Origin of the sequence: Xanthomonas citri pv. citri, assembly GCF_000961215.1 — a bacterium.
GTDB classification, from domain to species: domain Bacteria; phylum Pseudomonadota; class Gammaproteobacteria; order Xanthomonadales; family Xanthomonadaceae; genus Xanthomonas; species Xanthomonas cissicola.
This window is the reverse complement of the sequence record NZ_CP008998.1, coordinates 1,320,118-1,347,035: the sequence shown is the minus strand read 5'-3', so window position 1 is coordinate 1,347,035 and position 26,918 is coordinate 1,320,118. Positions and strand designations below refer to the sequence as shown.

Genomic DNA, 26,918 nt, shown 5'->3' with positions numbered 1-26,918 from the left:
GGTGTAGTGCATCTCGCACGGAGCAACGCCCGTGCGCGTCCGGCAACTGCACGGGCGTTTGCGAGCTGTCCAGTCAATCGAGCCCAAGCATGTGCCTTACGACTGCACAGGCTCCCAATGTGGGCCATGCTGCCCGGCCGCCATGCGCTGGGCCGGGCGCACGCGAAACACCACACTGATGCGCTCGCCCACCGCGCGCGTGCTCTTGGCAATACCGTGCACGTGCGTGTGTTGCGAGGCGTGGCTCATCGCCAGCAGGCTCCCCGGTGCCAGCTCCAGCGCAACTGCCCGCGTGCTGCCGTCCTTGGCGCGCAGTTGCATCCGGCGCGGTGTACCCAGCGACAGCAGCGCGATGGGGTGCGGTGCCACCAGCGTGTGTAGCGCGTCGTGATGCATTGCCACGCTGTCGCGCCCATCGCGGTACAGGTTCAAGCCCACTGCGTTGTACGGCGCCGGGAGCACCGCCTGCACCGCATCGAGCAAGCGCTGCAGCGGCAACCCCGCAGGCAATGCATCATCCAACCGATACGAGGCCAGCAGGCGCGGCACGTCCACCACCCGGTCGTACATTTCGCGGCGCTGGCTGCGCCAATCGGCGTCATCGCGCAATGCGTCGAACGCCTCCTGCGCCAGTGCAGGCGGCAGCAGGTGCGGCCAATAGCGCACGCCGCCTTGCTGGTCGTGCAGCACCTGCAGCGGTGCGATGGGAGCGTTGAACAAATCCATCAGCCCGATATGCGGGCGCCTGCAGCCGATTTCAGCGCCACGCTGTCATCACGCATGGCGCCAGCCCGACCAGTTCAGCTTCACGCTGCGGTACGCAAAGCGCCGCACCGTGTTCACGCACGGCGATCAAGCATGCCTGCTCGTTCTTGTGGAGACATCCCATGCATCGCACCCCTCCTGCCCACGTGGTGATTTCCGGCGCGTCCAGCGGCATCGGCCAAGCCACTGCAGAAGCATTCGCCGAACAAGGCGCGCGCCTGGTGCTGGCCGCACGCGCGAAGACGCCCTCGATGCGGTTGCCGAACGCTGCCGTGCGCGAGGTGCCGAGGTCTTGGTGGTGCCCACCGACGTCAAACATGCCGAACAGGTCGAGGCACTGGCGACCAGCGCGCAGAGTTTTCTGGGGCGCATCGACCTGTGGTTCGGCAATGTCGGGGTGGGCGCAGTCGGCAAATTCCATGAGGTACCGATGGAAGCGAGCGCGGCCGTGATCCACGCCAACCTGCTCGGTCGCATGCACGACGCCCATGCGGTGATCCCCATCTTCGTCGATCAAGGCCACGGCATCTTCGTCAACATGATCTCGTCGGGCGGCTTTGCATCCACGCCATTTGCGGCGGCGTACGGCGCCAGCAAATTCGGGCAACGCGGCTTTTCCGAAGCATTGCGCGCCGAGTTGAGCGACTACCCGCACATCCACGTGTGCGACGTGTACCCGTACTTCGTGGATACGCCGGGCCTGCGCCATGGTGCCAATTACGTGGGCCGCCGCATCAGCGGGCCACCGCTGATGCTGGACACCCGCACCGTCGCGGCAGCTGTCGTGCGCCTGCTGGACCGGCCACGCAACACGGTGGTGTTGGGCACTGCCGTCCATGCGATGCGCCTAGGCCATGCGCTGGCGCCGCAGGCCCTGGCACGCGCCATGTACCGCTTCTTCGAGCGTTATTTTGCGCAGGCACCCCGGGTGGCGCGTTCCACCGGCAATGTGTTCGCAGCACCCAGCATTGCCGGCGGCATCGACGGTGGCTACCGGCGGCGCCCCAGGTTGCGCGCACGTTCTACGCGCGACAAGGTGTTGATCGGTGCGGCCGCTGCAGCAGTGACGGGCTTGGCGGTGCTGGCTTTACGACGCAGGTGAGTCCCCGAGGTCCGCGTTTGCGGTGGCGACAGTGGCGCGCTCTTGCCAGCGATTTCCAGACGCTGCGGCAAGGTGGGAAGCAGACCGGCCTCAATGCGACACGACAGCGGCGAGCGTGCGCGCCACTGTGCATGCCGATGGGCCACACCTCGATGACGACGCGTCTGCTCAGCGAACCCAACCATGACGGCGATGGCCATCGCACATCCTCAGGTGTGGCGCGCCCACGCGGCTGTGCTACGGTCCGGCGCTGCATCCGCCTAGAGCACTCTGCATGCCGTCTCGCTTGATCGTCCCACGTCGGGCTCGTTGGCTGGCAGCGCTTGCCGCCGTCATCGCTGTTTTCGGCAACGCTGCGCCGCGCACGCCTGCAATTGCCTTCGACGCAGTCGACCCGTTCATTGGCACCGGTGGCGAAGGCCATACCTATCCTGGTGCCACGGTGCCGTTCGGCATGGTGCAGCTGAGCCCGGATACGCAAATCAAGCCGCGCAAGGACGCCTATGGCTGGGCGGCCGGCTACCGGCATAGCGACACCACCATCGTCGGGTTCTCGCACACGCATTTTTCCGGTTCCGGGCATTCGGATCTGGGCGACATCCTGCTGATGCCGCAAGCTGGCGACATCAAACTCGAACGCGGGGATGCCAGCAAGCCGGGCAGCGGCTATACCGCGCAGTTCGACCACACCAGCGAACAGGCGCAGCCCGGCTATTACGCCGTGACCTTGAACGACCGCAACATCCGCGCCGAACTCACTGCCAGCGCGCGTGTGGGCGTGCATCGCTATCGGTTCCCGGAAGGCACGCCGGCGCATGTGCTGGTCGACCTGCGCACCAGCCTGTACGACTACCCTGGCAAGGTGCAGTGGTCGCGGCTGCGTGTGCGCAGCGATGGCACGGTGACCGGCTTTCGCGAAACACGCGGTTGGGCGCCCGGCCGGCAGCTGTATTTCGCCATGCGTTTCTCGCGCCCGCTCACTGCCACGCAACTCCATGACACCGAACAGGACATCCCGTACAAGGGCTTCCCACCGCCGGGCGAGAAGAATCCTGCGCAGCGCGCGCAGATCGAAGGCCGGCAACTGGTCGGTGTGTTCGATGTCGCCAACGACGGCACACCGCTGGTGGTGAAGGTGGCGCTCTCGCCGGTCAGCGAGGCCGGTGCCATCGCCAACCTCGATGCCGAAGTGCCTGGCTTCGATTTCGATCGCGTCCGCGCCGATGCACGCGCGCAATGGACGCAGGCGCTGTCGGCGATCGATGCACAGGGCACCCCGCAACAACGCACCCAGCTCTATACCGCGCTGTATCACACCCTGCTCGGGCCGACGCTGTTCATGGACAGCGACGGCCGCTACCGCGGGCCAGACAACGCGGTGCATCAAGCGACTGGCTGGACCAACTATTCCACCTTCTCGCTGTGGGATACCTACCGCGCCTTGCATCCGCTGCTCACCCTGGTGCAGCCGGCGCAACGCAGCAGCGATGTGGTCAATTCGCTGCTCGCCTCGCGTCGCGAAAGCGCCTACGGCATCCTGCCGATATGGGCATTCCACGGCCTGGAAACCTGGTGCATGATCGGCTACCACGCCGTCCCGGTGATTGCGGACGCGTACATGAAAGGCATCGGCGGCTTCGACCCAGATGAGGCCTTGCAAGCGATGGTCGCCAGCGCCAACTACGGCCCTTACGACGGCATCGCGCAGTATCGCGAGCTGGGCTATGTGCCCATCGACGAAGAAGGCGAAGCCGCATCCAAGACGCTGGAATACGCCTTCGACGACTGGACCATCGCGCGCATGGCCGACAGGCTCGGCAAGGCCGAGATTGCCGCCGAGTTCACCAAGCGTGCCGGCAACTGGGAGCACGCCTTCGACCCGGCCACCGGCTACATGCGCGCGCGCACCCGCGCCGGCAACTTCCGCGAGCCGTTCGACCCATCTGCCAGCGGCTACGGCAGCGACTACACCGAAGGCAATGCGTGGCAATACTCCTGGTACGTGCCGCAGGACGTGGCCGGCCTGGCTGCCGCGCATGGCGGCGAGGACACATTGCTTGCCCGGCTGGATGCGGTGTTCGATGCCAAGGTGGACCCGAAGGTCTTCGAGCATATGGAAGACATCACCGGCCTGATCGGCTGGTACGCGCATGGCAACGAACCCAGCCACCACGTTGCCTATCTGTATGCGTATGCCGGCCAACCGTGGCGCACGCAGGCGCGTCTGACCCAAATCATGCGCAGCCAATATCACGCAGGGCCAGAAGGCCTGGCCGGCAACGACGATCTCGGCCAGATGTCGGCCTGGTACGTGTTCACCACGCTGGGCTTCTACCCGGTGGCGCCTGGCAGCAACCAGTACATCATCGGCCGCCCCTTCCTGCCGCGCGCCACGCTCAACCTGCCCAATGGCAAACGTTTCTCGATCATCGCCGAAGGCTTGAGCGATGCACGCAGCTACGTGGGCGGCGCCACGCTCAACGGCAAACCGTTGACCCGCGCTTACGTGACACACGAACAAATCCTGGCCGGCGGCGAACTGCGTTTCCGTATGCGGGCGACACCGAATCAGCAGTGGGCGACCGACCCAGCGCAGCGGCCGTATTCGATGTCGGCGCAGGTGCAATGAACCAGAGCAACTGCGAGATGGAGCGACCGGGTGATCCTTTAGGGATGCAAGTCCGCAGGACATGAGGTGGATGCGCAGGCTCGACCGGACGCTCGCTACGTTTCGTTAGCGGACCTCTGCATTGGCCTGGCTTACTGCCTCAGTAGTACATCCGCATGCGCAAGCCGCATGGATCGCGCGCCACCACTGCTGGCAGGCTGCCGGCGTGCTCGCGCAATCGATTCCTGCACAACCCATGCGCTTGTCTCCCGTTAGTTTCCGAATGCGAGGCCTTCGATGCCGAGGTGATCGCACCACGTGCACCACCGTCACGTATTCACATGATGCACAACTTTCGTTCACCGATACGCATCGCCCTGCTTTCCACACTGGCTGCCATCGGTACGCACGACGACTGCGTGCCTGCCCTTCCCCCAATGCAGGAGCGTGTGCATGTCCAGCACCAAGAATCAGTATGAAATGCAGAACCCGTTGACCCAGTTTCCCCAGCCGCAATTTCCGGAACAAACCCAGCAGGCGCCGGGGACCATCCATGCACTGCAGCCCAAGGCAGACCACGGCGAGCAGAGCTACAAGGGCTTTGGTCGTCTGCAGGGCCGCAAGGCACTGGTCACCGGCGCAGACTCCGGCATCGGGCGCGCCACCGCCATTGCTTTCGCACGCGAAGGTGCCGATATCGTGCTCAATTATCTGCCTGAAGAAGAACAGGACGCAGCCGAGGTGGTGCAACTGATCCAGGCAGAAGGGCGCAAAGCCATCAGCGTTCCGGGCGACCTCAAGAACGAGGCGTTTTGCACCGAACTGGTGGACCGTGCAGTGAAGGAGCTTGGCGGCCTGGACGTGCTGGTCAATATCGCAGGCAAACAGACCGCCGTGAAAGACATCGCAGACATCACGACCGAGCAGTTCGACGCTACCTACAAGACCAATGTCTATGCGATGTTCTGGCTGTGCAAGGCCGCCATCCCGCACTTGCCGCCGGGCGCATCCATCATCAACACCGGTTCGATCCAGTCGTACCAACCCTCGCCCACACTGCTCGACTACGCCTCCACGAAGGCGGCCATCGTCAACTTCACCAAGGGCCTGGCGCAGCAAGTCGCCGAGAAGGGGATCCGCGTCAATGCAGTCGCGCCCGGCCCGGTATGGACGCCGCTGCAGCCCAGCGGTGGTCAGCCGCCGGAGAAGATTCCCGATTTCGGCTCTGAAACGCCGCTCAAGCGCGCCGGCCAGCCGGTAGAAATGGCGCCGCTTTACGTGATTCTGGCATCGCAGGAATCGAGCTACGTCACTGGCGAAGTGTTCGGTGCCACCGGCGGCCTGCTGCTGTCTTGAGTCGCACCGGCGCCGACTTCCAACGCGATGCCACCGGCACCTTGCCGATTGCTGCGTATGCGGCGATCGGCGACGGGCGCACGGTGGCGTTATGCGGTGCGGACGGCAGCATCGACTGGTGGTGCGTGCCGAAAATGGACTCGCCGCCGTTGTTCGATCGTCTATTGGATGCAGGCGAAGGCGGCTATTTCACCCTCACGCCGCAACAGCTGCAGCATGTACAACGCCGATACCGCGACGGCAGCAATATTCTCGAAACGACCTTCGCCACCGCAACCGGCAGCGCACGTCTGACCGAGTCGCTCAACAGCGGCGAAGCCGGCCGGCTGCCGTGGTCGGAACTTGCGCGACGCATCGAAGGCATCGAAGGCAGCGTGGTCTTCGACCTGATCTACCGGCCCGGCACCCGTGCCGGCGAAGCCACACCCTGGCAAAGCGAGACGCCGAACGGCCGTGTGCATCACGTCGGCCCGCTCATGACCATGCTGCGCTACGACAAGGAAGCAGCGCAGCTGCTGCAGTGCGACGACCGCGGCGTGCACGCCACGCTGGCGATCGGCGCAGGCGACACACAGGTGGTCGCGTTGCTGGCCGCCGAAGAAGATGCGCTACCGGTGCCCGCGCTGGAAGACATCGGTGGGCGCATCGAGCGCAGCGACCAGGAGTGGCGCGAATGGAGCGGCAACCTGTCTTACGCCAATGGTTACCACGATGCGGTCGTGCGCTCTGCGCTGGCGCTCAAATTTCTATGGTTTTCGCCGACGGGCGCCATTGCCGCCGCGGTCACCACGTCATTGCCGGAGCAGATTGGCGCAAATGGCAATTGGGATTATCGCTATGCCTGGGTCCGCGATGCCGCCTACACCACCAAGGCCTTCCTGCGCGTAGGCGCATTGGCCGATGCCAAGGCTGCGTTTAGCTGGTTGATGCGCACCATCCGCCAGCATCGGCCAGGCGTGCGCCCCTGCTACACCCTGGAGGGCGCGTTGGTGCCCGACGAGCGCGTGATCGATCTTCCCGGCTATCGCAATACGCGTCCGGTGCGCGTCGGCAACACCGCCAACAACCAGCTGCAGCTGTGCCTGTACGGCGACATCTTCGAAATGGCCGCGCGCTTTCTCGATGCCGGCCACATCCTGGACCAGGAAACCGCACGCCAGTTGTTCGAGCTCGGCAACGAATGCGCAAACACCTGGATGCGCAAGGACGCCGGCTTCTGGGAACTGGAAGCCGCCGAGCATTACACCATGTCCAAAGTGGAATGCTGGCTGGCGCTGCGCCGCGCCAGCGAGCTGGCCAAGGCCGGCCATCTCTCCACCGCGATGCTGCCACGCTGGGAGCGCGAACAGGCGCGGATTCTGGCGTGGATCGATGTGCACTGCTGGTCCGACACCAAGCAGGCTTACACCTTCTACGCGGGCACCGACGACCTGGACGCGAGCCTGCTGTTGGCCTCGCGCTTTGGGTTGGGCGGGCCGCGCCGCGAGCGCATGATCGCCACCCGCGATGCCATTGCCTCAGAACTCGGCAGCGATGCATTGCTGCACCGCTACAGTGGCATGCAACAACGCGAAGGGGCATTTATTGCCTGCTCGTTCTGGCTGGTGGAAGCCTATGGCCTGCTCGGCGAGCGTGCCGAAGCCAGGCGCTTGTTCGAGCAGTTGCTGGAGCAGTTGGGCAACGATGTCGCACTGATGCCCGAGATGCTGGACACGAGCACGCGCGCCGCCCTGGGCAACGTACCGCAAGGCTTGAGCCACCTCGCGCTGATCCACGCAGCGCTAGCCGTGGATGGCGAATAAGCGCAGCGCAGCACCTGTCGCCTTCACCAGGTTGTTATCGCAGCAAACTCCTTCTCCACTCGGCAGAAGGAGCACGCTAGACGGATGCGGCTGCGCCAGATCGCAGCTCGACCAATTGCGGCAGGTCGCTTACTGCGCCAATACCACGGTCTGGATCGCATGCGCCGGAATCTCCAACGTACTGGATGCCTCGCCCACATACAGGTTGTAAGCAATCGCAACGTCGCCGGCATTCATGACCACCATGGCCAGGCTGCCATCGGTGTTGAGGAACGCCGTGGTCGCCAGATTGCTACGGCTGCTGGCTGAGCTGACCCGCCGTGCGCCCGGCCGGATGAATTTGGAAAAGTGGCCGATATACCAATAGCTCGGCGTATAGATCACCTCGCCCGTGCGCGTATCGGCATGCACCGGCGCAAAGCAGTAATTGCCCACGTGGTTCGGCCCACCATGCTGGTCGAGCAGAATGTTCCAGTCCGTCCAGCCCACTGCGCCATGATTGAGGTCGTTGATGATGGCCGTGCCGTAGCGTTCGCCATTGGGCCAATACTGCAATTTGGCCGGGTCGAACTTTTCCACCGCCGCTTCGGTCAACAGCAAGTGCTTGTCCGGGTACGCCTGCGCCACTGCCGCCACGTTCTCCACCATCGGCTCGAATCCGGCCCAGGTTTCATACCAATGGAAGCCCATGCCCCATGCATATTTTGCCGCCTCCGGGTCATCGAAGATCACATGCGCGCGGTGCACCATCATGTCGCGGTTGTGGTCCCACACGATGATCTTGCGCTCGCCGTAGCCGGCGCTGGCCATGGTGGGCCCAAGATGATGCTTCAAGAAGTCGCGCTCTTCCTCGGCCGAAAACAGCATCGACTCCCAGGTCTGCACCGCCATCGGCTCGTTCTGCAGGCTGATGCCCCAGATCGGGATGCCCGCTTTTTCGTATGCCGCGATAAACCGCGTGTAGTAGCTTGCCCAGGCCTGCGCGTACTCGGGCAATAGCTTGCCGCCCTTGAGCATGTTGTTGCTGTCTTTCATGAAGGCCGGCGCGCTCCATGGGCTGGCAAACGTGGTGAGCTTGCCGCCGGCCGCCGCAATCGCCTGGCGCAACATCGGGATGCGGTACTTGGCATCGTGCTTGACCGAAAAACTCTTCAGCGCCGCATCGCCCTCCTTGATGTAGGTGTAGCTGCCGCTGCTGAAATCCGAGCTATGGATGGTGGTACGCGCCAGCGTGTAGCCAATGCCCTGCTGCGGATCGTAGTACGCCGTGAGCAGCGCACGTTGCGCACGCTTGGGCAGCTTGGCAAAGGTCTCTGCGCTGGAATCGGTGATCGCGCCACCGATGCCCAACAGTTCCTGAAATTGCCGTTGCGGATTGACGAAGATGGAGTTTTCTTTTTCGGTCAGCGGATGCCCGTTGGCAGGAGCAGCAGCCGTGCTGACGCGCATCTGCTGCGTGGCACCTTGAGAACTGGTGTAGACGCGCAGTGCACCAGTGCTGCTCACCGCTGGCGAGGTCTCATCTACCGCTGTTGGCGTCGCTGCGAATGCAACAGCCGTCGCTGCTGCACTCGCGCTGCTCACTGTGCCCAGCCCCATCCCTAACATCCCCACCACCGACCACGTCATCGCTCGCTTCACCGCGCACCCTCCCAGGTAGATCGCGCAAGCCTAACCGACCAACGCGCCGCAGCATTGCAGGACAAACGAGCGCAAGCGCAGTGCGGTGTGACATCAGACTTCCTTCTCCCATCGGGACATTGTCCCCTTAATGGGGAGAGAAGGTGGCGCGCAGCGCCGGATGAGGGTACGTGAGCACTTAAAGGTGCCGGCCGCGCGCGTAATGCATCGCGAACAAAACAACGTAAAAGACTTCACTCTTCACCAATCCCAGCAGCCGTACCCTCACCCCAACCCCTCTCCCGCAGGGAGGGGCTCACTCACTTGCGCGACAAACGATCCAAAATCCCGGGCACTTCTTGTGGAATCTCGCGTGCCAGAAATCCAACCGTGCCAATCCGCCTGGACAGCTGTTTACCCGCTACCGCGTGCACAAATACACCCCACAGCGCGGCGGTCAACGCATCGCTGCCCCGCGCAGCGAAACCTGCGATCAATCCGGCCAAGGTATCGCCCGAGCCCGACGTGCCCAGCCCAGGCACACCACCGCGATGCACCCATAGCGCACCGTCAGGCCCGGCGATGAAACTGTCCGCCCCCTTGACGATCACCACGCTGCGCATCTTCTGCGCGAAGGCCAGCGCGTACTCGCCCGGCGCTGCTTCCACTGCAGCCTTGTCGTCGCCAGCGAGGGTCGCCATCTCCCCCGCATGCGGCGTCAGCACGAAGGGCCGCCCAGGCGGCGCACGCAAGCTGCGCGACAACGCACCGGCGTCCAGCACCAAGGGACAGACCGCCTTTGCAGCGGCCAGCTTGACCAGCGCCGTTGCCGTCGTGGTCGACGCCATGCCAGGCCCGATCACGGCCGCGTCGCAGGCTGCCAGCGCCGCGTCCAATGCACGGTGCCCGCGCGTAATCTCGCCCTGCCCGTTCTGCCCCAGCCCCAGCACCAATGCCTCGGGCACCGCCAGGGCCATTGCCGGCGCCACGCTGGCAGCGGTGGCGATCTGCAATTTGCCGGCGCCCGCGCGCAATGCAGCTTCCCCGGCCAGCAATGCCGCACCGGGCACGCGCATCGAGCCCCCCACCACCAACACGCGCCCCCGCTGCTCCTTGTCGCCGCCGGGCGATGGCAGCGGCATCGCACGCAGTGCGGCAGCGGTCAGCGTGCGAAGGCGTGCGGCAGCCATCAGCGCGCTCCAGCCGGGCGATCGGATTCGGTGGTCACCGGCTCATCGGCCAGCTCTGGCGGCACGAACTTGGTGCGCACCAGTTGCAGCGATTGCCCATCGGCCGCGGCCGCATATTCGGTGACGCCACAATTGGGCACGTCGCCTTCGCGGTCGATGGCCAGGATCGTGGCCTCGTCCATCCGCTCGATCAGGTAACGGAAGCAATTGACGATCACCTGGTGCCCCACGATCAGCACGCGCGCACCTACATGATTGCGCTGCAGGTCGCCCACGATGCTGCGCAAGCGAAAGATCACATCGCACCAGCTCTCGCCACCAGGCGGGCGGAAATAGAACTTGCCCACCAGCTTGCGCTGCTCGGCCAGCTCCGGAAACGTCGCCAGGATGCCGGCCGTGGTGTAACGGTCGAGTACGCCGAATTCCTTCTCGCGCAGCCGCTCGTCCACGCTGACCGCATCGGTCGGCTGGCCGAGCGCACGCGCAACCGCAGCGGCGGTTTGCCGCGCGCGCACATAGGTCGAACTCAGGATCAAGGTCGGCCGCTCGTGTTCGGGAAGCCCAGCCATCCACGCGCCTAAGGCCTCGGCCTGGCGCTCGCCCAGCGCCGAGAGCGGCACGTCCGCATCGCGATGCTCCAGGTCGATCAACGTCGCGCCATTGGACTCGGCCACATCGCGCGCCACGTTGCCTGCGCTTTGCCCATGCCGCACCACCCACAGGCGCGCCGGCCACTGCGCCGACACCCCCGCAACCGCACTGTGCTCACTCACACCCATCTCCTGCATCACGTCGGCACCACGTGTCGCACAGCCGCCGTGAACAGGTGGTCGACCATGCGCGCGGCATGCGCCGCCGCGCTACCGGTGTCATACATGAGCCCGCACACCGCGCACGCTGCAAGGAACATGCGCCATAGCACGGACCAGCGCGGCTCCAACGGATGCATAACCCTGTCTCGGTATACTGCAGGCCCCCGACACACCGCTCGCCCATGTCCAACGTCCTTCAGCTGCGCACCGCAAAACAGCGCGAAGAGCTCCTGGTAGACGACGTACTGGACGCCGCCGAACGCTGCATCGACGAGATCGGCCTTTCGGCCACCAGCTTCGAGCTCATCGCCGAACGCACCCGTCTGTCATGCGGCAGTCTGCTGCAGCGCTTCGAAGACAAGGACGCGCTGGTGCGCGCATTGCTCGAACGCAACTACATGCGCGCCATCCGTCAGATGTGGCTGGTGGAACGCCCGGCCAACGTGCACGTGGTGGACTTCATCGCCGGCCTGCTCGAAGACTGGCTGCTGCAGGAAATCAACATCAAGCGCACCCGCATCGACCTGGAGCTGCACCTGGCTACCCTGCGCGACCCGGTGCTGGCCGCCTTCATGCGCCGGCAGAGCGCATCGCTGATCGAACACCTCAGCGCATTGCTCAAGCGCCTGCTCCGCGGCCACACCGACACCGCCAGCAGCGAACACGAATTCCAGGCCCGCGTCTTCGCCGTCGCTGCCATGTGCGGCGGCCTGCACAGCGTGATGACCAGCGGCATGGAACTCAACCGCATGCATCTGCAGCTGATCCTGCGGGAGAGTTTGTCGGGCATCCTCAAGTCGGCGCCGCTGTAATCCTCAAGCAGCACCGGCTCGCGATTGCGGGCCGCATGCTCCCGCCATTTGCCAGCGCTCACTCAGTCTGCCGACGACGTCGACGCTTCATCCGCTGCACGGGCTCTGGCTGCCTGCAAAAGCTGGGTGACCAACCTGTGCGCATCGTCGCCAACACCGCTGGCCGCTTGCCACAATTCCGGCGGCAAGCGAGAACGCTCCACCGTCATGAGGTGCAGCAGATCCGTGGCCAATACCAGCTGCTCGCCTCCGTCCATGGCAGGCCCAGGATGGTCGGCGTCGAATATGGTCACCATGTCGACCGCCTCATCCAGGCAGGCCTCGGTTGTTCCCAACTCGCTTGCCCGCTGCGCCTTCGTCGGCACTTCGTACCACCGAGCTTGCGCCTCCACGTAGCGAGCGGCCATCACATCGGCCAGCCTCATCCCCAGGAATGCGGCCAGCGCTCCTACTGCCTGGCAGCTACTGACCACAGCGAGATTCTTGTAATACAGATCATCGTTGAGATAGCCGTATGCCGCCGCGGCAGGTGCCTGGAGGGCCGCAAACCCTCCGCAGAGTGCGGCCCCGGCGGCGCCCACATATGCGATCGAGCGTCCCACATTGGCGAGGTGGGCGCCATGCGGCGTGCCAGGCGCTCTCAGCGGCGCCTCGCGCACGGGCCGCCGCGGCAGGTTCTGGGCCAATTGCGTGTTGGCGTGCGGGTCGCTGGCCGGTGCAGACGGGCCGGCGTCTGCCACGGTCGCGCCCTCTTGCTGCTCGCGCCTGGCGCCTCGGCGCGTGGCGGACGTCAATGCTAAAGGTCGCATGGTCACCTCTCCGCGATCGATGCCCACCATTGTTCCCCAGCATGATCGAGCATGACGCATCCGGCCGAAAAACCATTGCCGAACACGAAACAAGCGGCGCGGCGCTTGCCAAAGCGCGCACGCGTTCCAGCCGGCACCGGCGCATCGCTGCAGGCGAACGAGCCGAGTCGCTGGCGATCGCGTGGACATTGCGCGTCGGCCACACCCGCCGGGGCGATCCCGCCGCCCCAGATGCCAAGACACGCAGCACTGGCGCAACTTCGCACACGCCTGCACCGCTTCGTGCATTGCTCCCTACGCATGCACCACTGCCTCAATGATGATGCCGGGTGACGCAGCCGACATCGCCGCTGAGCGGCTCCTGGTTCCAACGGGCGCACGCCAGTTGCCGCATGGCCGCGTGTTGCAAGCGAACCGCCAGAGCCACCTCCCCTGATCGTTGACCACACTGGCCTCCACCATGAAACAGATCTCCGGCAACTTCACTCTCCCTTCCACGGCGCTACGTGCAGACGCAGAGCGCGATGCGCCCGAAACTGCACAGGCGCCCGAGCAACACACCCCGCCCCATCCCGTCGCAGACCATCCGCTCAACCTGCTGGAAAAACGCAGAAGCACCACCGGCATGCTCGCCGATGAACGTAAGCGCCTGGAGGTCGTGGTGCCCCACCTGCAGGCAGCGTTGGCACCGCACACCTGGTCCTCATCCAGTAGCGATTCGCCAACGACGCCTGTCACCGGCCGCAGCCCCCGTCTCGGCCAGCAGCCCGGCTCACCGACATGGGCCTGCCTGCTGGAGACACCGGCGCGCACATCCGCCCTTGCGGGCGCCGACAGCAATGACGCATTCCAGAACTTGCGCAACGCACGGCGGCTGGTCAGCGAGATGCGTCATGCCCGGCAGCACGTCGTGCTGAGCCCGCGTCTGGTGAAATCGCTGACCAGCCGATCCGAACGCCCGGACTTGATCCAGAAGTTATCGGCGTTGAAGCCAGGCGCCCTGGATGTAGACACTGGTTTTCTCAAGGTGACGCTGGAAACCGGGCACGCAGGCACTGCAGGAACGCTGGACGCCATGCCCACCGTCGGCACCGGCGCATCCGCCTCAACCTACGCGGTGCGGCTGGCCGAAGATCTCTGGCAGGGCGAGCAACATTGCGGACGCGACTTCATCTTCAAGGCCTTGTTGTGCACGAACCCGCAACGGCCGATCCCACTGACACTGTACGACCCTGCCACCGTTGCAGACGCACCGACGCTGCAGGAACGGATCGCTGAGCGCAGAGCCATGATCTTCCAGGAGTATCAAATGATCAGGTCGGTGGATGCAGTGCCGTATATCGTCCACGCCCATGGCGTGGTGCAGATCGAACATACCTTCGGAATTTTGCTGGAGAAAATCGACGGCATCAGCGTGCGCAGCATGATTGGCCGCGCACGCCCGGCGCTGCAGCAAGGCGCCATCAGCGCAATGGAGTATCTCGGCCTGGCCCGGCAGCTGATGGCCGATGTACTGGTGGGCATCGCCTGCTGCGAAGACGCCGGCATCGTGCATCAGGACATCTCGCACAACAACGTCATGTACGACCAACCCACCAAGATCTTTCGGCTGATCGACATGGGGCTCGGTTCAGAGGAAGGCGACCCTAACCGCGGCGGCACACCGGGCTTTTACGACTTGAGCACCCCCGCCAGGCATACGCGCGACGTCTACAGCGTGGCGCAACTGCTGGTGCATGTGCTCAAGCGCCCCGACTACAACATGGGCATGATCGGGATCAATCGCCCCAAGACCGCAGACACCTTTCCCTTCATGGATGCGTTGCAGGCCCTCCCCGCAGACCACAAGCGCACGGTGGTCGGCTTCTTCAACAGCATGCTGGACGACGGAACCGGCGAACGCACCAAGGCCGAGAGACTGCTGCGCGCCCCCTTTTTCACCGAACCGCCGCTCCCGCCCCGTGATCGGATGCATCGCACCTTCGAAAAACTGACGCGCTTGCCTTCTTTTTAGCAGCAATTATTTTTAGCAGCGCCCACGGTTACAGGCGAGCGCGAGCCGACGGACCACGCAGGGTGTAGTGGCTGGGTCTAAAAGCGCGGGATTGAAAAACAAGTGAGCCAAGTGTGCACGTACGCGCGCAGTCTGAGCGCTGATACGGGCATTCGATCGGCATCGCTGCGTGCTGCCATACCCGTGCCGATCATGCGTCCATTCGGCGGTGATCCAGACGTCAACAAGATCCGGAGGGCACAACACGTCATGGCAACGGATGCGCCCCTTCGATGACAGCGCACTCCACATCGTCCAGCACTCTCCCCACCTGCTCGGCCAGTAGCTCCAGACAAAACGCCAACTCATCCATGCAGATGGCCGGCTGCCTAGCCTGCTCTTCGGCCTGCGTGCGTGGCTGCGCAAGGCGCGCCAAGAAGCGCATGTGGTCGCGCAGTTGCTGCAGACGGTATTGCGCGCCTTCTGGCAGGTAGTAGCCAGCGGTTGCATCTGAGTAGTGATAAGCCTCGGTCATTGGATCTCTCGCAGGTACCAATCAAGCGAAACCACCGTTGTCGGAGGTGACGAGCCGCTGTACGAGGAGTTCCGAGGCTCCGTGACCAAATCCTGCTATCGCAGTCACCCGGCGTCAATAGCCCAAGTCATGCAGACCATGCAGCGGAGAGCGCCTCCGCCTGTTGCAGCACCGTCCGCACGGCGGCATCTTGTGGATCAGGCGGGTAGCCGTACTTACGCAGGATGCGCTTGACCAACACACGCATGCGCATGCGCGCGCGCGCCGAATTTCTATACGTTCTTCGCCGTAGACCCTAGCACCAGTCGCCTTCGCGCTGATGCCTCACCGCGAGCGGAAGCACCGTCTTCTTATCTTAGACTTCCAACAACAGCGCATAGCCACTGGGGCCGAAGCCAATCACCAGTTCACGCTGGAAAGGTTTGTCTTGGCGAACTTTACGACAGCTCAGCGGTGCCACTTCAAGTACGGTGATTCCATCACCAGGGAGCTGCAAAGCGCGCTCGGCCACAGCAAAATCAGTCCCAGCCCGCTGCAACAAATCGCCGTAGAGCCGCGCAAGATAATTACGCGCCTCCTCGGTAAAACGGACGTTGAAGCGCACCCTGGATCAGCTCTTGCGCGCCTCGTCCAGCTGGGACTGCAGCCCGGCCAGCACATCCTTCACGTCGATGTAGTGGCCTGCCGCCTTGGCGCTGTCACGCGAGGCCAGCCCGCGTGCGATGAAGGCTTCCTGCTGCTGGCGCTGCTGCACCTGGGCGCGGACGGAGTGCTCGACAAAGCTGGACAGCGTCTCGCCCTCCTGCAACACGGCTTCGGCCGCTTCGCGCAGCGCCGGGTCTACCCGGAGCGATGGAAGAGATGCGGATTTCATGGCAGGCCCAGTGCGTTGCAATTGCGATGCATCATCGCAAGCGGGTGGTGGTGCTTCAAGGTTTTCTTTGCAGACCTAAGCCCACGATGTCGCAGCTACGCTGATGCAATGGTGCGTAGGCGTTGAAGCACGACGCTTGCGCGCTCCGGTTCGGCGACCAATCCCGGCAACGCGTTCACAAACGCCGGGTTATCCACCAGCCCCACGAACACGTCGGCAGCCCAATGCCGAAAGTCTGCATGCTCCACGGCAAACTCTTCCACCAGCTCGGCCCGGCCATCGACGACATTGAGGACGTCCTCCAGGTCGTGACTGGAAAGAAAGTCGCTGTTGCCTCGGGTAGCGAAGGCTTCGAGCTTGGTCGCGACGAATGCTGTGGCTGTCACCAAGCGGATGGACAGGCGATCACTCAAGGCCACCACTTGGGCCGTCTCTACAGCATGGGCGTACCAGCGGTTGGAGAAGCCAAGCACGCCGGCATCCACCGGCATTAGGTCGAAGAGGATGCCCGACGCTTGGTGTACCCAGCGGCAGACGACACCGCTGCGCATCTCGCGCGCAAATCCCTGAGATTCCACGCGCGCCTCGATACCGCGGAATCGGGCCCAATCAAGATTGACCACCGCATCGACGTCATAGGTGGCGCGGACGCTTTCCGCCAATGGATCGGATACCAGCAGGCCAACAACTGCTCCGCCGAGGAAGACTACGTGTTCGCAAAGCTCGCCCAATGCATTCGCAATCACAAGCAGGTGCGGCAAATTAGGATCGTCAGAGCGCATCGCCAAGCCTCAGCAATTGTTTGAGATAGCTCGCTGCCAGCGTGCGCTCGCGGGCACGCCCGCTGCGTAGGGCGTCCTGCAGCGCCAGCAGTTGGTGCAAGGCAGGGTCGGCCAGCGCAGCGCTGGGCACACCGGTCGACAACGGCGACAAGCTGGGGCCTTTGGCCGTGCCCTGCGCGCTTGGCCACACCGGTGCATCCCCTGGGGCGCTGGCAATCGCAGTGGACAGTGGGGGTACACCAAAGGCCGTAGGAATGCCACGCTTTGGCGGCCCGATGACTGCGGGAAAGGCGTAACGCACGCCGTGGACCGCAAATTCATGCAGCGCCGTGCGTACCGTCTCCCACTCGCCGCGGCTTTTTTCCAGCGCCAAGCCGGATGCCACCGCGCGCTTGACGCTGCGATGCACCTGAGAGGCGCTCATGCCCAGTGCTTCTCCAAGGGATGCATACGTCCAGGCCTGGCCCGCCTGGGCGACCTGCTTGTACAGCACCACCAGATCCTGAGGTTTCAGTTCCACAGCCAGGCAAGCCTTGTTCCATATTCCGGAATATGGAATATCTGTCGAGCGACCGATTTTTGCAAGTGGGCATTTTCGAAAGCGAACCCCGAGCCTTGATCTACAGTCAGACAGTGGAAACGGACGACCTCATCCAATACTTCGCGGCTTGACCGCCTCCCCCTGCGCCATCGATCTTTCCTGCGCCAGACTCTGCGCTTGCGCCAAGGTACGCGCATCTAGCTCTTGCAGCTTTGCCAGCGATTGCTCCACCGGCGTAGTGACGGCCACGTCGGTGGGCATGCTGGCGCGCAGATGGGCCGGGTTGCTGGGTTCGCCCTGTACCACGAACACGGTGGCAGCGGCCGCTGCACGCGGCGTTTGGTTGCTCAGCATTACGTGGTCGATGCGCTCGAGCCCGTGCTCCTTTGCCAGATGGGCCAGGCTGGCGCTCATCCGCTCGCTGTGCGCATCGCTGGCGCGACCCATGCTGGCGTCCAACCGGCCAACCAAGGTGCTGGCCTGTGCATGCAATGGATGAGGCGCGGGTGGGCGTCTTCTGCGTCTGCCTGTCGTGGCCTCCCAGGCACCGGCGCTGCAGGCCCGCCGTTCTGCCGCTGCGGCTGGGCCGGCGGATGACCACGCTCTTCCTCCCCTGGCTGCGCCCCTTCATTCCCCCTCCCTTGGTCCCGTTGCTGCTCCCGCACCGGCCCGGGTGTGGTGCTGGTCAGCACGTATTGCCAGCGCGTCTGTGCGGGGTTGCCTTGAACCGCATTCACGAATGCGTCGTAGTCGTCCGCGTGGATCGTCTGGCAACCGGCTGAATCGGTACTGCCACGTGATCCGCGATGGATCTTGAACGTGTCGTTGAGATCCTGCGTGCCATTGACATCGGTCTGGTCGAACCAGCCGTCGGCGTTGCTGTCCCGCTGCACCATGCCGCGCCCTGCGGCGACTGCGGCCTGGGTCGGCCTCAGTGCGCTGTCCATAGTCCCGGCCAGCAAGGGATTGGGATGCTGCGCACCCTGCATTTCGATCGTGCCTTCGCGCAGACGTCCAAGGTCACGCACACCGTCCGCGTTGACATCGTCGCCTTCGATCTTGCGGGGCCGCGTAATACTTTCAAATCCTGGAGATGGATCGAATCTACGGTTCTCGCGGCCGCCTTCGCCCAGCGGCCTGGCTCCCGTATTGCCGGCATGGTGGTCGTATTGCGCAGTAGGCTCCGTATTGGCGCGATTGGACTCAACCACATGTGCGGTGCCGTCCACATCCTTCCAAAGAACGACCAGACGATCGTTGTAGACGCCGCTGCCGCCGCGCGACTCATCGCGCGCAGTCGCCGGGTTATCTGCCCGCCGTCGGGTTGGATGGGCCGAATCCTCCATCGCGTCGAGTGTGGAGTTCTCTTGACGTAGCCCAAGAATCACCCGTTGCCCTGGCGTTGCCAGCGCTTGATCCGCTGCCGCGTTGCCACGAGCCTGCGCGATGCTTGCGTAGACGTCGTACTTCTGGCTGTCGGCGAGTGCGGCCATCTCATCTTCGGATGGAAACCGCGGCGCCGTAGTCTGGATGCCTTGCAACCGCTGTAGCGCTGCAGCAACGCCTGGTGCCTGCGAGCGCTCTGCACCGGCGGCGATACCGCGCTGCGCCTGGGTGCCGACATAGCGATCCAAGCTTTCTTGCACGACCTCTGGCTGCCCCTGCCGATGTCGTTCCAGCAATGCCACGGCATCTGCTGGACGGTTGGCGTTGAACAGCGCCACAACGTCGTCTGCGCTTCCTTTGATATTGAACTCTATGACCCTTGCCGTCTGTGGTCCCCCTGCATGGATTAAGGAGTTACAAAGCGATCGCCCCTGCTGTCCAGCGCGTCGGAACAGGCAGGCTTTCCTTCGGCCACCGGCCTGCACGGCCATCGCGAGCGATCAACCTTGTCCTTCAATTCGAAGCGCTGCCCGGTCCAGACCAGAAACCCGAAATGCAGATACGCCCAGTCGTTGTAATAGCGCGGGTCATCGGAAAGCGGTGCATCGGGATCCGACTCGATAACCCAGCGCAACACGGGAACTTGCCACAGGCGCGAAACATCCAGAATGGGAACCGGCTCGGCATAGGCTTGATAGCGCCGAACCTCCTCTTCGGACAATGTGGGCGCAGCTGGCAACACCTCTCCACTGACATCTACCAGCCGGCCTTGCCCTTCGAACCGGAACGCGCGGACGCCCCCCGACTCCTTGCAGTCCATTGTCTGATCGGTGCACGTCACCCCTCCAACCAGGTAAACGGTGTTACTCGGTTCGCGCGACTCAAACGAGCGCGCCCAGAAAGTATTGGTCGCCAACGTGAAATCTGCGCGTGCGCCCAAGCCGGGCGAAGCAACGTACGCGGCATGCTTCAAGGCTTCCATACGTGTCTCGGGGGCAACCCCCAGATCAGACGATGGAAGCGACAGAATGACCTTAGCCAGCGGACGCGGCGCAGGGCCGATGCATTCGTCGGCAGGCAACAGCGCGCTCCTACCGGAAGAGCTTCGCTGCGACCGGGTTGAACAGGTTGCCCCCATACCTTGCTCCAGCGCGAAGCGCTTCCAAGGTTTTGGAGAAGACGAAGGCACTGCTGGGTAGGCATTCTCGGCGGCAGCCATCGCATGGGGCCGGGGTGCCGAGCGGACGCTGTCTTGGACGCATCCAGCTGCGACGATGAACACGGCCCCCACAACCAGTCCGTTCAAGTGGCGATGCTGCATGCTCTGCTCCGTCTGGATGGCCTAGGTCAGGATCGACTGACTTTTGCCAGGCCACGTCTTTTTTGCTCTGTTGCACCGGTTACTGCTCCGGCTTGGCGCGACCTGCGCGTTAAGAACTCACCTTATGCCGCACGCCATGGATTGGCAATCTGCGTTGCCACACCGCGTTACCGGGCAACGAAACGGTCCTCACCATCTGGATAATCCGCACATGCCGGTTCGCCTGTGCGCTGCTGGCGGCACGGCCACTGCGCTCTGGGAACCCGTTCCACCAGCTCGAAGCGTTCGCCTGTCCAACGAAGAAAACCAAAATGGGCGTAAGACCCGACGCGCTTCGGGTCATCGGTGGCCAGCGGCTGGTCAGGGTCGAATTCCATCACCCATCGCATTGTCGGCGCCAAGGGCAGCTTGTCATCGAACAGAAAAAGCTCCGAGCCGCCGTGGTCGTTTTGCCGGGCAACATCTTCTGCAGTCAGGCTAGGCGCTGGTGGAAACACCGCTGCACTGACATCGCGTGCGGTGCCGTCCTTGGTGACGCGATACGCCTTTTGCCCTTTGCCTGACTGGCACGCAAGGCCTGCCTCGCCCGCGCCACATTTCACCGGCCAGACCAAGTACACCGTTTTGTCAGGATCGGCACTTTCGAACGAACGGATCGTCAGGTCACCGGCAACCACGGTGAAGTCCGCGCGCCGTCCCAGGCCGGGCGCGGCCACGTATACGGCATCGCGCAGGCGCGCTTCGCGCGCTTGCGGCGAGGCATCGACCGCATCTGCAGGCAGGGCAAGCAATGCAGCCGCCATATGCGCAGGTGCCGGGCCTTTGCAAAACCCATCCCTTAGCAAAGGCGCAGGTGAGGAGCCCTGTGATTGCGTACGGTCCACGCAGACGGCGCCCATCTGCCGTTCCACTTTGAAGGACACCCAAGGTGAAGGCGTGGCAGCGGGCGCCTGAGGAAAGGACGATGCTTCGTATGTACCAGTTAGGCGTTTTGCGGCAGCCTGTTCCATCGAAAGCCGTGCACACCCAAGCGTCATGATGGGCACCAGCGCGGTCGCAACGATGCAATGCGTCAGCTTCTTCACGGGCATCCTTGAACGAAGAGGGTGAACGTCCCGGACTGTGGCCGCATGACCAGGCTCGGTCAAGTGACCGATCGCAGACGAAAACGGTTCGGCGACACTCTCATCTCGGGACCGAAATAGACCCTGCATCCCGCAAAGACGCCATCTGGTAGGGACTCAGCGCGACTGTCCGGGGTGAGCAGCAATTCGGATGGCTCGGACCGTTCAACCAACACGCTGCGTGCGGCTCCATGTGATCGCCGGCATTGCACTAAGAGGTCTAAGTGGCCCGCGTTAAAACCAGCCTAGGAAATGGATGCCTATAGGCGCTGCCCTGCCCCTTGCTGATTCGCCGCACCAGTCACCCAACAACGACTTCGCCTGAGCGACGGCCGATCACGACCATCTCGTACCACCCGCCCATTGACCGTACTGGGTAACGGCAAGCGCACCCTCGATTAGCGAGCAGGCGCGCTCACACCATCGAAAGCCTTCTGCCCACTCGCACCCCGCCTAGTCGCGCAGCGCCGCCCGAATCCCCTCCCCCGCCAAGCGCGCACTCGCCAGCAGGCGCTCCAGGCTCTGCCCATGCCGGGCGCTGGCGGACAGGCCGGCCATGGTGGTGCTGACGAAATCCGCCAGCCGGTCTGCGTCGTGCGGGCACTGCTTGGCGATGTGGGAGCGGATCAACTCCTGGGCGGCGACATGAAAGCTGCAGGCCGCCTCGCGTGCCTGCGCGTCGTTGCTGCGCGTGCCTTCCAGCACCAGGCAGCCGGTGGCGGCGGGATCTGCGGCGTAGCAGCGGGCGGCCTGCTCCAGTACGTCGGCCAGCGCGTCGGACAGCGGTCGGTCGGTGTCCAGGAGTTGCGGCAGCGGGATGGCGCCGGTCTGCGCGTAGCGGTCGAGGATGCGCGCATACAGGCCGGCCTTGCTGCCGAAGGCGGCGTAGAAACTGGGCGGGTTGATGCCCAGCGCCTGGGTGAGGTCGGCCACGCTCAGTGCGTCGTAGCCGCGCGCATGAAACAGCTGCTGCGCAGTGGCGACCGCTTGGTCCGGGTCGAATGCGCGCGGCCGGCCGCGGGCCCGGGGGTTTTCTGTAGTCATAGTTACAAAATCCTTGACGGCAGGCGAAAAATATTATGTATTACTCGCTACATTAATTGCGAGGTGATGCATGTCAGCGTTCAAAGACAAGTCGGTATTGGTGCTCGGCGGCAGCCGGGGGATTGGGGCCGCGATCGTGCGGCGCTTCGTAGCCGATGGCGCGCGAGTGACGTTTACCTACGCCGGCTCCGCCGAGGCGGCGCAGCGCCTGGCCGGCGACACCGGCAGCAGCGCGGTGCTGGCCGACAGCGCCGATCGCGATGCGGTCATCGACACGGTGCGACGCAGCGGGCCGCTGGATGTCCTGGTGGTCAACTCCGGCATCGCCTTGTTCGGCGATGCGCTGGACCAGGATCCGGACGCGGTGGACCGGCTGTTCCGCATCAACGTGCACGCGCCCTACCACGCCGCCGTGGAGGCAGCGCGGCAGATGCCGCCCGGCGGGCGGATCATCGTGATCGGCTCGGTCAACGGCGACCGCATGCCGCTGCCCGGCATGGCGTCCTACGCGCTGAGCAAATCCGCGCTGCAAGGGCTTGCGCGCGGGCTGGCGCGCGACTTCGGGCCGCGCGGCATCACCATCAACGTGGTGCAACCGGGCCCGATCGATACCGACGCCAATCCGGAAAACGGGCCGATGAAAGACCTGATGCACAGCTTCATGGCGATCAAACGCCACGGCCGCGCCGACGAAGTCGCCGGCATGGTGGCCTGGCTGGCGGGCCCGGAAGCGAGCTTCGTGACCGGCGCGATGCATACGATCGATGGTGCGTTCGGGGCGTGACGCGTCGTCGCTTGGATTGATGCCACTGCAGCTCGACATGTAGCGCAACGGATGGCGGCAAGCGCCCTCCGTCGACGTGCAGGGCGAGCTGCTGTTGCATCGCCAGCATCGTGATCCACATGCATGATGCCGTTGGCCGTGATTGATCGTCTTCCCATGTCTTGCGCCGTATTGCACATGCAATCGCTGGCTTGACCTTGCAGACCCTGTTGACCCTGCGTTGCCTATCGTTCGCGACAAACCCAGCAATGGATTGACCAATGCGCATGATGTCATCCGGTCGGTGCTTAACCCTGCCCACTTGCGTGCTGCCATGCCCACCGATGTGGCGGTGCGCACACCGGTTGCGCAGTCGCTGCAACAACTGGAAACCGCCAGCGTGCAGTGGCAGCAGGCGCTGGCGCAGAGCCAGCAGCAAGAGATGGACAATCGGATTCGCGAGAATATGTCGATGCGCATGGCGTGGTGCACGCAGCCAACCGCAGCCGGTCGGCCGGCGTGCCGGAGCCAGGTGCGGCGCGCAGAGTTGCAGCACGCAGCATCGCACGGAATCGCTCGACACCGGAACGGCAACCACCACGCAAGCGGTGCACTTTTCGGGCATTCACCCGCCAGATCCCTGCGCTACTGTTGCTGGCCAATCCGCTCCATCTGCACTGGTGGCCAATGCACCAAACAAAAAGCCCGGAAACTACCGGGCTTTTTGTTGCTCCACGCAACGCGTCAGGCGTTGCGCTTTTTCAACCAGGCCGCAATCTGCGGCACGCGCCGTTCGCGCAACGTCACGCGCGTCTTGATGGTGCTGATGGCGGTTTCTGCATCGCGGCGCGAGGTGGGGGCCAGGTAGGTATCGGCGTACGCCTTGATCTTGTCGATGGTCTCCAGCCTGTTCGACCCTGCGGCCAGGTGCGGGTAGTAACGGGCGCGCGAGGTGGAGTCGATCAGCGTATTCACCTGGGTGCGATGCGCCAAGGCGAAGTCGAATGCCAGTTCCGGGTGCTCGCTGGCGACAGCGCCGATCATGCTGGCGCCACTGGTGGCGCCGGGCTCGTCGGTGAGCGCAAGTTCAAGGGCGCGCTGCGCCAATGCCGGGTCCTTGGCGTAGGCGAGCAACGCGTAGGACTGGTCGCGCAGCATCGAGGAGGTTTCCTTCTTCGCCATGGCATGCAATGCGTCCCAGGTGGCCGCGTCGGCGTGGCGGGCGACGATGCGCAGCACCGTGCTACGCAACTCCGGCGACAACGTGCCCGGGTCGGCCTGGAACGCAGCGAAACGACGCTGCGCCTCGGCAATCACCTGTGCATCGTCCAGCGCGCTCAGGCTGTTGAGCAGGCTGGCACGCAGCTGCTTGGTCTGTGCACTGTCGTCCTTGCGCTCGTCCCAGCCGAGCGTGGCGAACTCGGGAGCAAGCCGCACGCGCGCGAAGCGCCGCCAGCTGGCCTGCGCCTTGAGGTCGCCCGCGAACAGGCGATCGATGCTGGAATACGTCTCGGACACCACTTTCCACAGATCCGGCGAGCCACCGACCGGCACCTTGGCGGTGAGCTCAAGCAGGTCCGCTTCGGGCTGCAGGCCTACCGGTGCCAGCGCAGCGGTATCCATCAGCACGCCCAACTGATCGACCACCGGCAACGCGTCGAACCCCTTGGTGACCGCGGTGAATTGCGCCGGCGCATACAGCGTACGGAAGTAACCCTTCTGCCCGGCATTGACCACGACAGGCGCATCGCAGCCGGCTAGCTGCAGCTGCGCGCTGCCATCCACCAATACGCGCACCGGCGTGCCATTGGCGCCGCGCACCGTGACGGGCACATGCCAGCGCAATGGCTGTTTGTCGGGGCGGTCGACGGTGTATTGGCCTTGTTTCAGCTGCACGGTCGTGGTGCCGGCCGTGCAGCTGGCGCTGACCTGGATCAACGGCACACCCGGCTGCAACGTGAAGTCGTGCGCCACCTGGGTGAACTGCTTGCCCGGTGCCACTACATCGATCTGCTGCCACAGCGCATCGGTGACGGCGTTGCCGTATTGGTGCTGCTTGAGATAGCTGCGCACGCCGCTGCGCCAGTTGTCCGCGCCCACATAGTCTTCGAGCATGGCGATCACCGCTTCGCCCTTGTCGTAGGTGATCTGGTCGAATGCCTGGCTGGCCTGCTCCACGGTAGCGACGTGCTGCACCACCGGGTGGGTGGTTACATAGGCATCGCGCTGCATCGCCGCGCGGCTTTTGAAGGCTGCGCCGGTGTTGTCGATATCCCACTCCGGGTGCAGCTTGTGCGTGGTGCGCGCCTCCATCCAGTTGGCGAACCCTTCGTTGAGCCACAGGTCGTCCCACCAGGCCATGGTCACCAGATTACCGAACCATTGATGCGCGATCTCGTGCGCGGCAACGGTGAAAACGTCCTGCTTGTCGTCGATGTTGGAGGTGGCCGGGTCGAGCAGTAGCGAGTATTCGAAGGTGAAGATCGCTCCCCAGTTTTCCATTGCGCTGAAGAACTGGCTTTGCCCGGGTGCGGCGATGTTGTCCAGCTTCGGCAACGGATATGGAATGCCGAAATAGGCGTTGTATTCGTGCAGCACATCGCGGCCGGAATCCAGTGCGAACTGCGCCTGGTCCACCTTGCCTTTCTGCGCGATCACGCCGATCTCGGTGCCATTGTCGGCCTTGCGCGTCGCCCGCTCGAAGTCGCCGACACTCAGGAACAACAGGTACGTGGACATCTTGGGCGTGGTCTGGAAGGCCACGCGCTTCATGCCGCCGGCACCATTGCCGGACGAGGCAACCGGCATGTTGCTCACCGCCATCTGCGCGGCCGGCGCATTGACTGCCAGGTCGAAGGTAGCCTTGAAATCAGGCTCGTCCCACGACGGAATGAAGCGGCGTGCATCGGAGTTTTCGAACTGGGTGAACAACGCGCGGCGCTGGCCTTGCGCGGTGGCGTAATCCAGCGCGAACAGGCCGTTGGCCTGCGTATTGATCACACCGCTGTACTCGATGGACAACACGTAGTTGCCCGGTGCCAGCGGTCTGTCGAAGGCGAAGGTGGCGGTCTGCGCCTGCTCATCGGTGCTGACCTTGGCCGTCTGCGGCGTGCCCCCCTTGCGCTGCGCCAAGGTACTGCGCGCGAAGCTGAGGTTGGCCGCCTGCAATACGATGCGGTCGGTGGCTTGTAGCACCACGATGTCGATGGCCACCTTGCCGTCGAAGGTCATCTTGTCGGCATACGGTGTGATCTCCACCGCGTAGTGGGTGGGCTTGGCCGTGCGCGGCAACTGGCTGGTGACCTGCGCGGCCGATGCGCTGACCGCCTCCGGTGCAGCGACAGCAGCGTGAGCCGGCGCAACGGCGCAGGTGCTGGCCAGGGCCAGCGCAATAGCAGTCACCAGGATCTGGCGCATGACATTCCTAAAAAGAGTAATGAAGTAAACGAAGTGGTACAGCGGCCAGCATCATGGCGCCGGCCCGCAAGACCACACACGGCCGAAAGTCATGCGCCTGCCTGACAGACGCGAAGACACACACGTCAAAGAGAAGCCACGGCAACGACAGGGCACGCATGCATCGAACCAGGGCAAGGCAATCCCGGCTGGCGCGAGCATGCTACACGGCCATGCTGAACCCGCCCCGCATCGATCGGGCGAGGGCGACCAACACCACTTC

The 26,918-nt window shown here is 64.0% G+C and carries 24 protein-coding genes and 3 pseudogenes; 9 read left to right on the top strand and 18 right to left on the bottom strand.

Annotated elements, in window-relative coordinates:
- Positions 1 to 96: 96 nt before the first annotated feature.
- The gene (locus tag AMD14_RS06515) at positions 97 to 726 is read right to left on the bottom strand and encodes an alpha-ketoglutarate-dependent dioxygenase AlkB (protein WP_011050756.1); all 630 of its coding nucleotides are present in this window, start codon (positions 724 to 726) and stop codon (positions 97 to 99) included.
- Between the two features lie 31 nt (positions 727 to 757).
- A complete protein-coding gene (locus tag AMD14_RS06510; protein WP_026006896.1) occupies positions 758 to 940 on the bottom strand; it encodes a hypothetical protein in 183 nt (60 codons plus the stop codon).
- On the opposite strand from AMD14_RS06510, the pseudogene AMD14_RS06505 reads away from it, so the two are divergent.
- The 4 genes and pseudogenes from AMD14_RS06505 to AMD14_RS06490 all read left to right on the top strand — a co-directional run bounded on the left by AMD14_RS06505 (position 888) and on the right by AMD14_RS06490 (position 7,633).
- Positions 888 to 1,867, top strand: a pseudogene (locus tag AMD14_RS06505) (SDR family oxidoreductase). The gene AMD14_RS06510 and the pseudogene AMD14_RS06505 sit on opposite strands and share 53 nt — an antisense overlap.
- 274 nt (positions 1,868 to 2,141) lie before the next feature.
- On the top strand, positions 2,142 to 4,496 hold the full coding sequence (locus tag AMD14_RS06500) for a GH92 family glycosyl hydrolase (RefSeq protein ID WP_015462944.1): 2,355 nt from the start codon (positions 2,142 to 2,144) through the stop codon (positions 4,494 to 4,496).
- Between the two features lie 432 nt (positions 4,497 to 4,928).
- Entirely contained in the window at positions 4,929 to 5,831 is a 903-nt protein-coding gene (locus tag AMD14_RS06495; RefSeq protein ID WP_011050753.1) for an SDR family oxidoreductase, read from the top strand.
- A complete protein-coding gene (locus AMD14_RS06490) occupies positions 5,828 to 7,633 on the top strand; it encodes a glycoside hydrolase family 15 protein (RefSeq protein WP_011050752.1) in 1,806 nt (601 codons plus the stop codon). The genes AMD14_RS06495 and AMD14_RS06490 overlap by 4 nt, the downstream gene beginning before the upstream one ends.
- Positions 7,634 to 7,762: 129 nt before the next feature.
- Here the strand turns inward: AMD14_RS06490 and AMD14_RS06485 are convergent, their stop codons facing one another.
- From AMD14_RS06485 to AMD14_RS06475, 3 genes are all read right to left on the bottom strand, one after another.
- A complete protein-coding gene (locus AMD14_RS06485; RefSeq protein ID WP_040145765.1) occupies positions 7,763 to 9,241 on the bottom strand; it encodes a glycoside hydrolase family 30 protein in 1,479 nt (492 codons plus the stop codon).
- Positions 9,242 to 9,573: 332 nt separating this feature from the next.
- Entirely contained in the window at positions 9,574 to 10,443 is an 870-nt protein-coding gene (locus tag AMD14_RS06480) for an NAD(P)H-hydrate dehydratase (RefSeq protein ID WP_011050750.1), read from the bottom strand.
- Positions 10,443 to 11,222: a histidine phosphatase family protein gene (locus AMD14_RS06475; protein ID WP_040107735.1), complete on the bottom strand. Its 780-nt coding sequence runs from the start codon at positions 11,220 to 11,222 to the stop codon at positions 10,443 to 10,445. The genes AMD14_RS06480 and AMD14_RS06475 overlap by 1 nt, the downstream gene beginning before the upstream one ends.
- A 215-nt stretch (positions 11,223 to 11,437) precedes the next feature.
- Here AMD14_RS06475 and AMD14_RS06470 point away from each other — a divergent pair, with 215 nt between their 5' ends.
- A complete protein-coding gene (locus AMD14_RS06470) occupies positions 11,438 to 12,067 on the top strand; it encodes a TetR/AcrR family transcriptional regulator (protein ID WP_011050748.1) in 630 nt (209 codons plus the stop codon).
- Between the two features lie 62 nt (positions 12,068 to 12,129).
- On the opposite strand, the gene xopAV is transcribed toward AMD14_RS06470, so the two are convergent.
- Complete coding sequence (gene xopAV / locus AMD14_RS06465; RefSeq protein ID WP_015462941.1) at positions 12,130 to 12,906, bottom strand: type III secretion system effector XopAV; 777 nt, start codon at positions 12,904 to 12,906, stop codon at positions 12,130 to 12,132.
- An 11-nt stretch (positions 12,907 to 12,917) separates the two neighbouring features.
- Here xopAV and AMD14_RS24850 point away from each other — a divergent pair, with 11 nt between their 5' ends.
- Both AMD14_RS24850 and xopAU read left to right on the top strand, forming a co-directional pair.
- The gene (locus AMD14_RS24850; protein WP_039579178.1) at positions 12,918 to 13,196 is read left to right on the top strand and encodes a hypothetical protein; all 279 of its coding nucleotides are present in this window, start codon (positions 12,918 to 12,920) and stop codon (positions 13,194 to 13,196) included.
- Positions 13,197 to 13,315: 119 nt separating this feature from the next.
- Positions 13,316 to 14,890 carry a serine/threonine protein kinase gene (gene xopAU / locus AMD14_RS06455; protein WP_040107584.1) on the top strand — a complete coding sequence of 525 codons (1,575 nt, stop codon included), beginning with the start codon at positions 13,316 to 13,318 and terminating at the stop codon, positions 14,888 to 14,890.
- Between the two features lie 247 nt (positions 14,891 to 15,137).
- Here xopAU and AMD14_RS06450 read toward each other — a convergent pair whose 3' ends face one another.
- From AMD14_RS06450 to AMD14_RS06405, 11 genes and pseudogenes are all read right to left on the bottom strand, one after another.
- The gene (locus AMD14_RS06450) at positions 15,138 to 15,404 is read right to left on the bottom strand and encodes an XAC0095 family protein (protein ID WP_003490626.1); all 267 of its coding nucleotides are present in this window, start codon (positions 15,402 to 15,404) and stop codon (positions 15,138 to 15,140) included.
- A gap of 127 nt (positions 15,405 to 15,531) precedes the next feature.
- A pseudogene (locus tag AMD14_RS22945) lies at positions 15,532 to 15,678 on the bottom strand (type I restriction enzyme endonuclease domain-containing protein); the annotation flags it as partial.
- Positions 15,679 to 15,759: 81 nt separating this feature from the next.
- Positions 15,760 to 16,008 (bottom strand): type II toxin-antitoxin system RelE/ParE family toxin, encoded by a 249-nt coding sequence (locus tag AMD14_RS06445; RefSeq protein WP_015462939.1) that lies wholly within the window; start codon positions 16,006 to 16,008, stop codon positions 15,760 to 15,762.
- 6 nt (positions 16,009 to 16,014) lie between these two features.
- Positions 16,015 to 16,278, bottom strand: coding sequence for a YlcI/YnfO family protein (locus AMD14_RS06440; protein WP_011050743.1), 264 nt, complete (start codon positions 16,276 to 16,278; stop codon positions 16,015 to 16,017).
- A gap of 95 nt (positions 16,279 to 16,373) precedes the next feature.
- A complete protein-coding gene (locus tag AMD14_RS06435) occupies positions 16,374 to 17,060 on the bottom strand; it encodes a hypothetical protein (protein ID WP_015462938.1) in 687 nt (228 codons plus the stop codon).
- Positions 17,050 to 17,580 carry a hypothetical protein gene (locus AMD14_RS06430; protein WP_011050741.1) on the bottom strand — a complete coding sequence of 177 codons (531 nt, stop codon included), beginning with the start codon at positions 17,578 to 17,580 and terminating at the stop codon, positions 17,050 to 17,052. Before AMD14_RS06430 ends, AMD14_RS06435 begins: the two co-directional genes overlap by 11 nt.
- Before the next feature lie 129 nt (positions 17,581 to 17,709).
- Entirely contained in the window at positions 17,710 to 18,048 is a 339-nt protein-coding gene (locus AMD14_RS25655) for an XVIPCD domain-containing protein (RefSeq protein ID WP_425508930.1), read from the bottom strand.
- The gene (locus AMD14_RS06420) at positions 18,012 to 19,325 is read right to left on the bottom strand and encodes a hypothetical protein (RefSeq protein ID WP_011050739.1); all 1,314 of its coding nucleotides are present in this window, start codon (positions 19,323 to 19,325) and stop codon (positions 18,012 to 18,014) included. The genes AMD14_RS25655 and AMD14_RS06420 overlap by 37 nt, the downstream gene beginning before the upstream one ends.
- A gap of 68 nt (positions 19,326 to 19,393) precedes the next feature.
- The gene (locus AMD14_RS06415; protein WP_223293159.1) at positions 19,394 to 20,308 is read right to left on the bottom strand and encodes a hypothetical protein; all 915 of its coding nucleotides are present in this window, start codon (positions 20,306 to 20,308) and stop codon (positions 19,394 to 19,396) included.
- A gap of 167 nt (positions 20,309 to 20,475) precedes the next feature.
- Complete coding sequence (locus AMD14_RS22940) at positions 20,476 to 21,393, bottom strand: hypothetical protein (RefSeq protein WP_165780949.1); 918 nt, start codon at positions 21,391 to 21,393, stop codon at positions 20,476 to 20,478.
- A gap of 492 nt (positions 21,394 to 21,885) precedes the next feature.
- Complete coding sequence (locus AMD14_RS06405) at positions 21,886 to 22,476, bottom strand: TetR/AcrR family transcriptional regulator (RefSeq protein WP_011050736.1); 591 nt, start codon at positions 22,474 to 22,476, stop codon at positions 21,886 to 21,888.
- Positions 22,477 to 22,546: 70 nt separating this feature from the next.
- On the opposite strand from AMD14_RS06405, the gene bdcA reads away from it, so the two are divergent.
- Together bdcA and AMD14_RS25650 are read left to right on the top strand one after the other, a co-directional pair.
- Positions 22,547 to 23,260, top strand: a complete 714-nt coding sequence (bdcA, locus tag AMD14_RS06400) for an SDR family oxidoreductase (RefSeq protein ID WP_011050735.1) — start codon at positions 22,547 to 22,549, stop codon at positions 23,258 to 23,260.
- 253 nt (positions 23,261 to 23,513) lie between these two features.
- Positions 23,514 to 23,723 (top strand): annotated as a pseudogene (locus AMD14_RS25650) (hypothetical protein); the annotation flags it as partial.
- A 260-nt stretch (positions 23,724 to 23,983) separates the two neighbouring features.
- Here the strand turns inward: AMD14_RS25650 and AMD14_RS06390 are convergent.
- On the bottom strand, positions 23,984 to 26,656 hold the full coding sequence (locus AMD14_RS06390) for a M1 family metallopeptidase (protein ID WP_011050734.1): 2,673 nt from the start codon (positions 26,654 to 26,656) through the stop codon (positions 23,984 to 23,986).
- Positions 26,657 to 26,918: the final 262 nt, after the last annotated feature.

Excerpts from the sequence above, each read along its gene's own strand:
- AMD14_RS06405 (WP_011050736.1), bottom strand. The coding sequence starts at position 22,476 with ATGACTACAGAAAACCCCCGGGCCCGCGGCCGGCCGCGCGCATTCGAC.
- AMD14_RS06480 (WP_011050750.1), bottom strand. The coding sequence starts at position 10,443 with ATGGCTGCCGCACGCCTTCGCACGCTGACCGCTGCCGCACTGCGTGCG.
- AMD14_RS06390 (WP_011050734.1), bottom strand. The coding sequence starts at position 26,656 with ATGCGCCAGATCCTGGTGACTGCTATTGCGCTGGCCCTGGCCAGCACC.
- AMD14_RS24850 (WP_039579178.1), top strand. The coding sequence starts at position 12,918 with ATGATCGAGCATGACGCATCCGGCCGAAAAACCATTGCCGAACACGAA.
- AMD14_RS06515 (WP_011050756.1), bottom strand. The coding sequence starts at position 726 with ATGGATTTGTTCAACGCTCCCATCGCACCGCTGCAGGTGCTGCACGAC.
- AMD14_RS25655 (WP_425508930.1), bottom strand. The coding sequence starts at position 18,048 with ATGGGTCGCGCCAGCGATGCGCACAGCGAGCGGATGAGCGCCAGCCTG.
- AMD14_RS06435 (WP_015462938.1), bottom strand. The coding sequence starts at position 17,060 with ATGCGCTCTGACGATCCTAATTTGCCGCACCTGCTTGTGATTGCGAAT.
- AMD14_RS06415 (WP_223293159.1), bottom strand. The coding sequence starts at position 20,308 with ATGCAGCATCGCCACTTGAACGGACTGGTTGTGGGGGCCGTGTTCATC.
- AMD14_RS06475 (WP_040107735.1), bottom strand. The coding sequence starts at position 11,222 with ATGGGTGTGAGTGAGCACAGTGCGGTTGCGGGGGTGTCGGCGCAGTGG.
- AMD14_RS06485 (WP_040145765.1), bottom strand. The coding sequence starts at position 9,241 with ATGTTAGGGATGGGGCTGGGCACAGTGAGCAGCGCGAGTGCAGCAGCG.
- AMD14_RS06450 (WP_003490626.1), bottom strand. The coding sequence starts at position 15,404 with ATGACCGAGGCTTATCACTACTCAGATGCAACCGCTGGCTACTACCTG.
- AMD14_RS06470 (WP_011050748.1), top strand. The coding sequence starts at position 11,438 with ATGTCCAACGTCCTTCAGCTGCGCACCGCAAAACAGCGCGAAGAGCTC.
- xopAV (WP_015462941.1), bottom strand. The coding sequence starts at position 12,906 with ATGGTGGGCATCGATCGCGGAGAGGTGACCATGCGACCTTTAGCATTG.
- bdcA (WP_011050735.1), top strand. The coding sequence starts at position 22,547 with ATGTCAGCGTTCAAAGACAAGTCGGTATTGGTGCTCGGCGGCAGCCGG.
- AMD14_RS06500 (WP_015462944.1), top strand. The coding sequence starts at position 2,142 with ATGCCGTCTCGCTTGATCGTCCCACGTCGGGCTCGTTGGCTGGCAGCG.
- AMD14_RS06440 (WP_011050743.1), bottom strand. The coding sequence starts at position 16,278 with ATGAAATCCGCATCTCTTCCATCGCTCCGGGTAGACCCGGCGCTGCGC.
- AMD14_RS06510 (WP_026006896.1), bottom strand. The coding sequence starts at position 940 with ATGCCGCTGGACGCGCCGGAAATCACCACGTGGGCAGGAGGGGTGCGA.
- AMD14_RS06495 (WP_011050753.1), top strand. The coding sequence starts at position 4,929 with ATGTCCAGCACCAAGAATCAGTATGAAATGCAGAACCCGTTGACCCAG.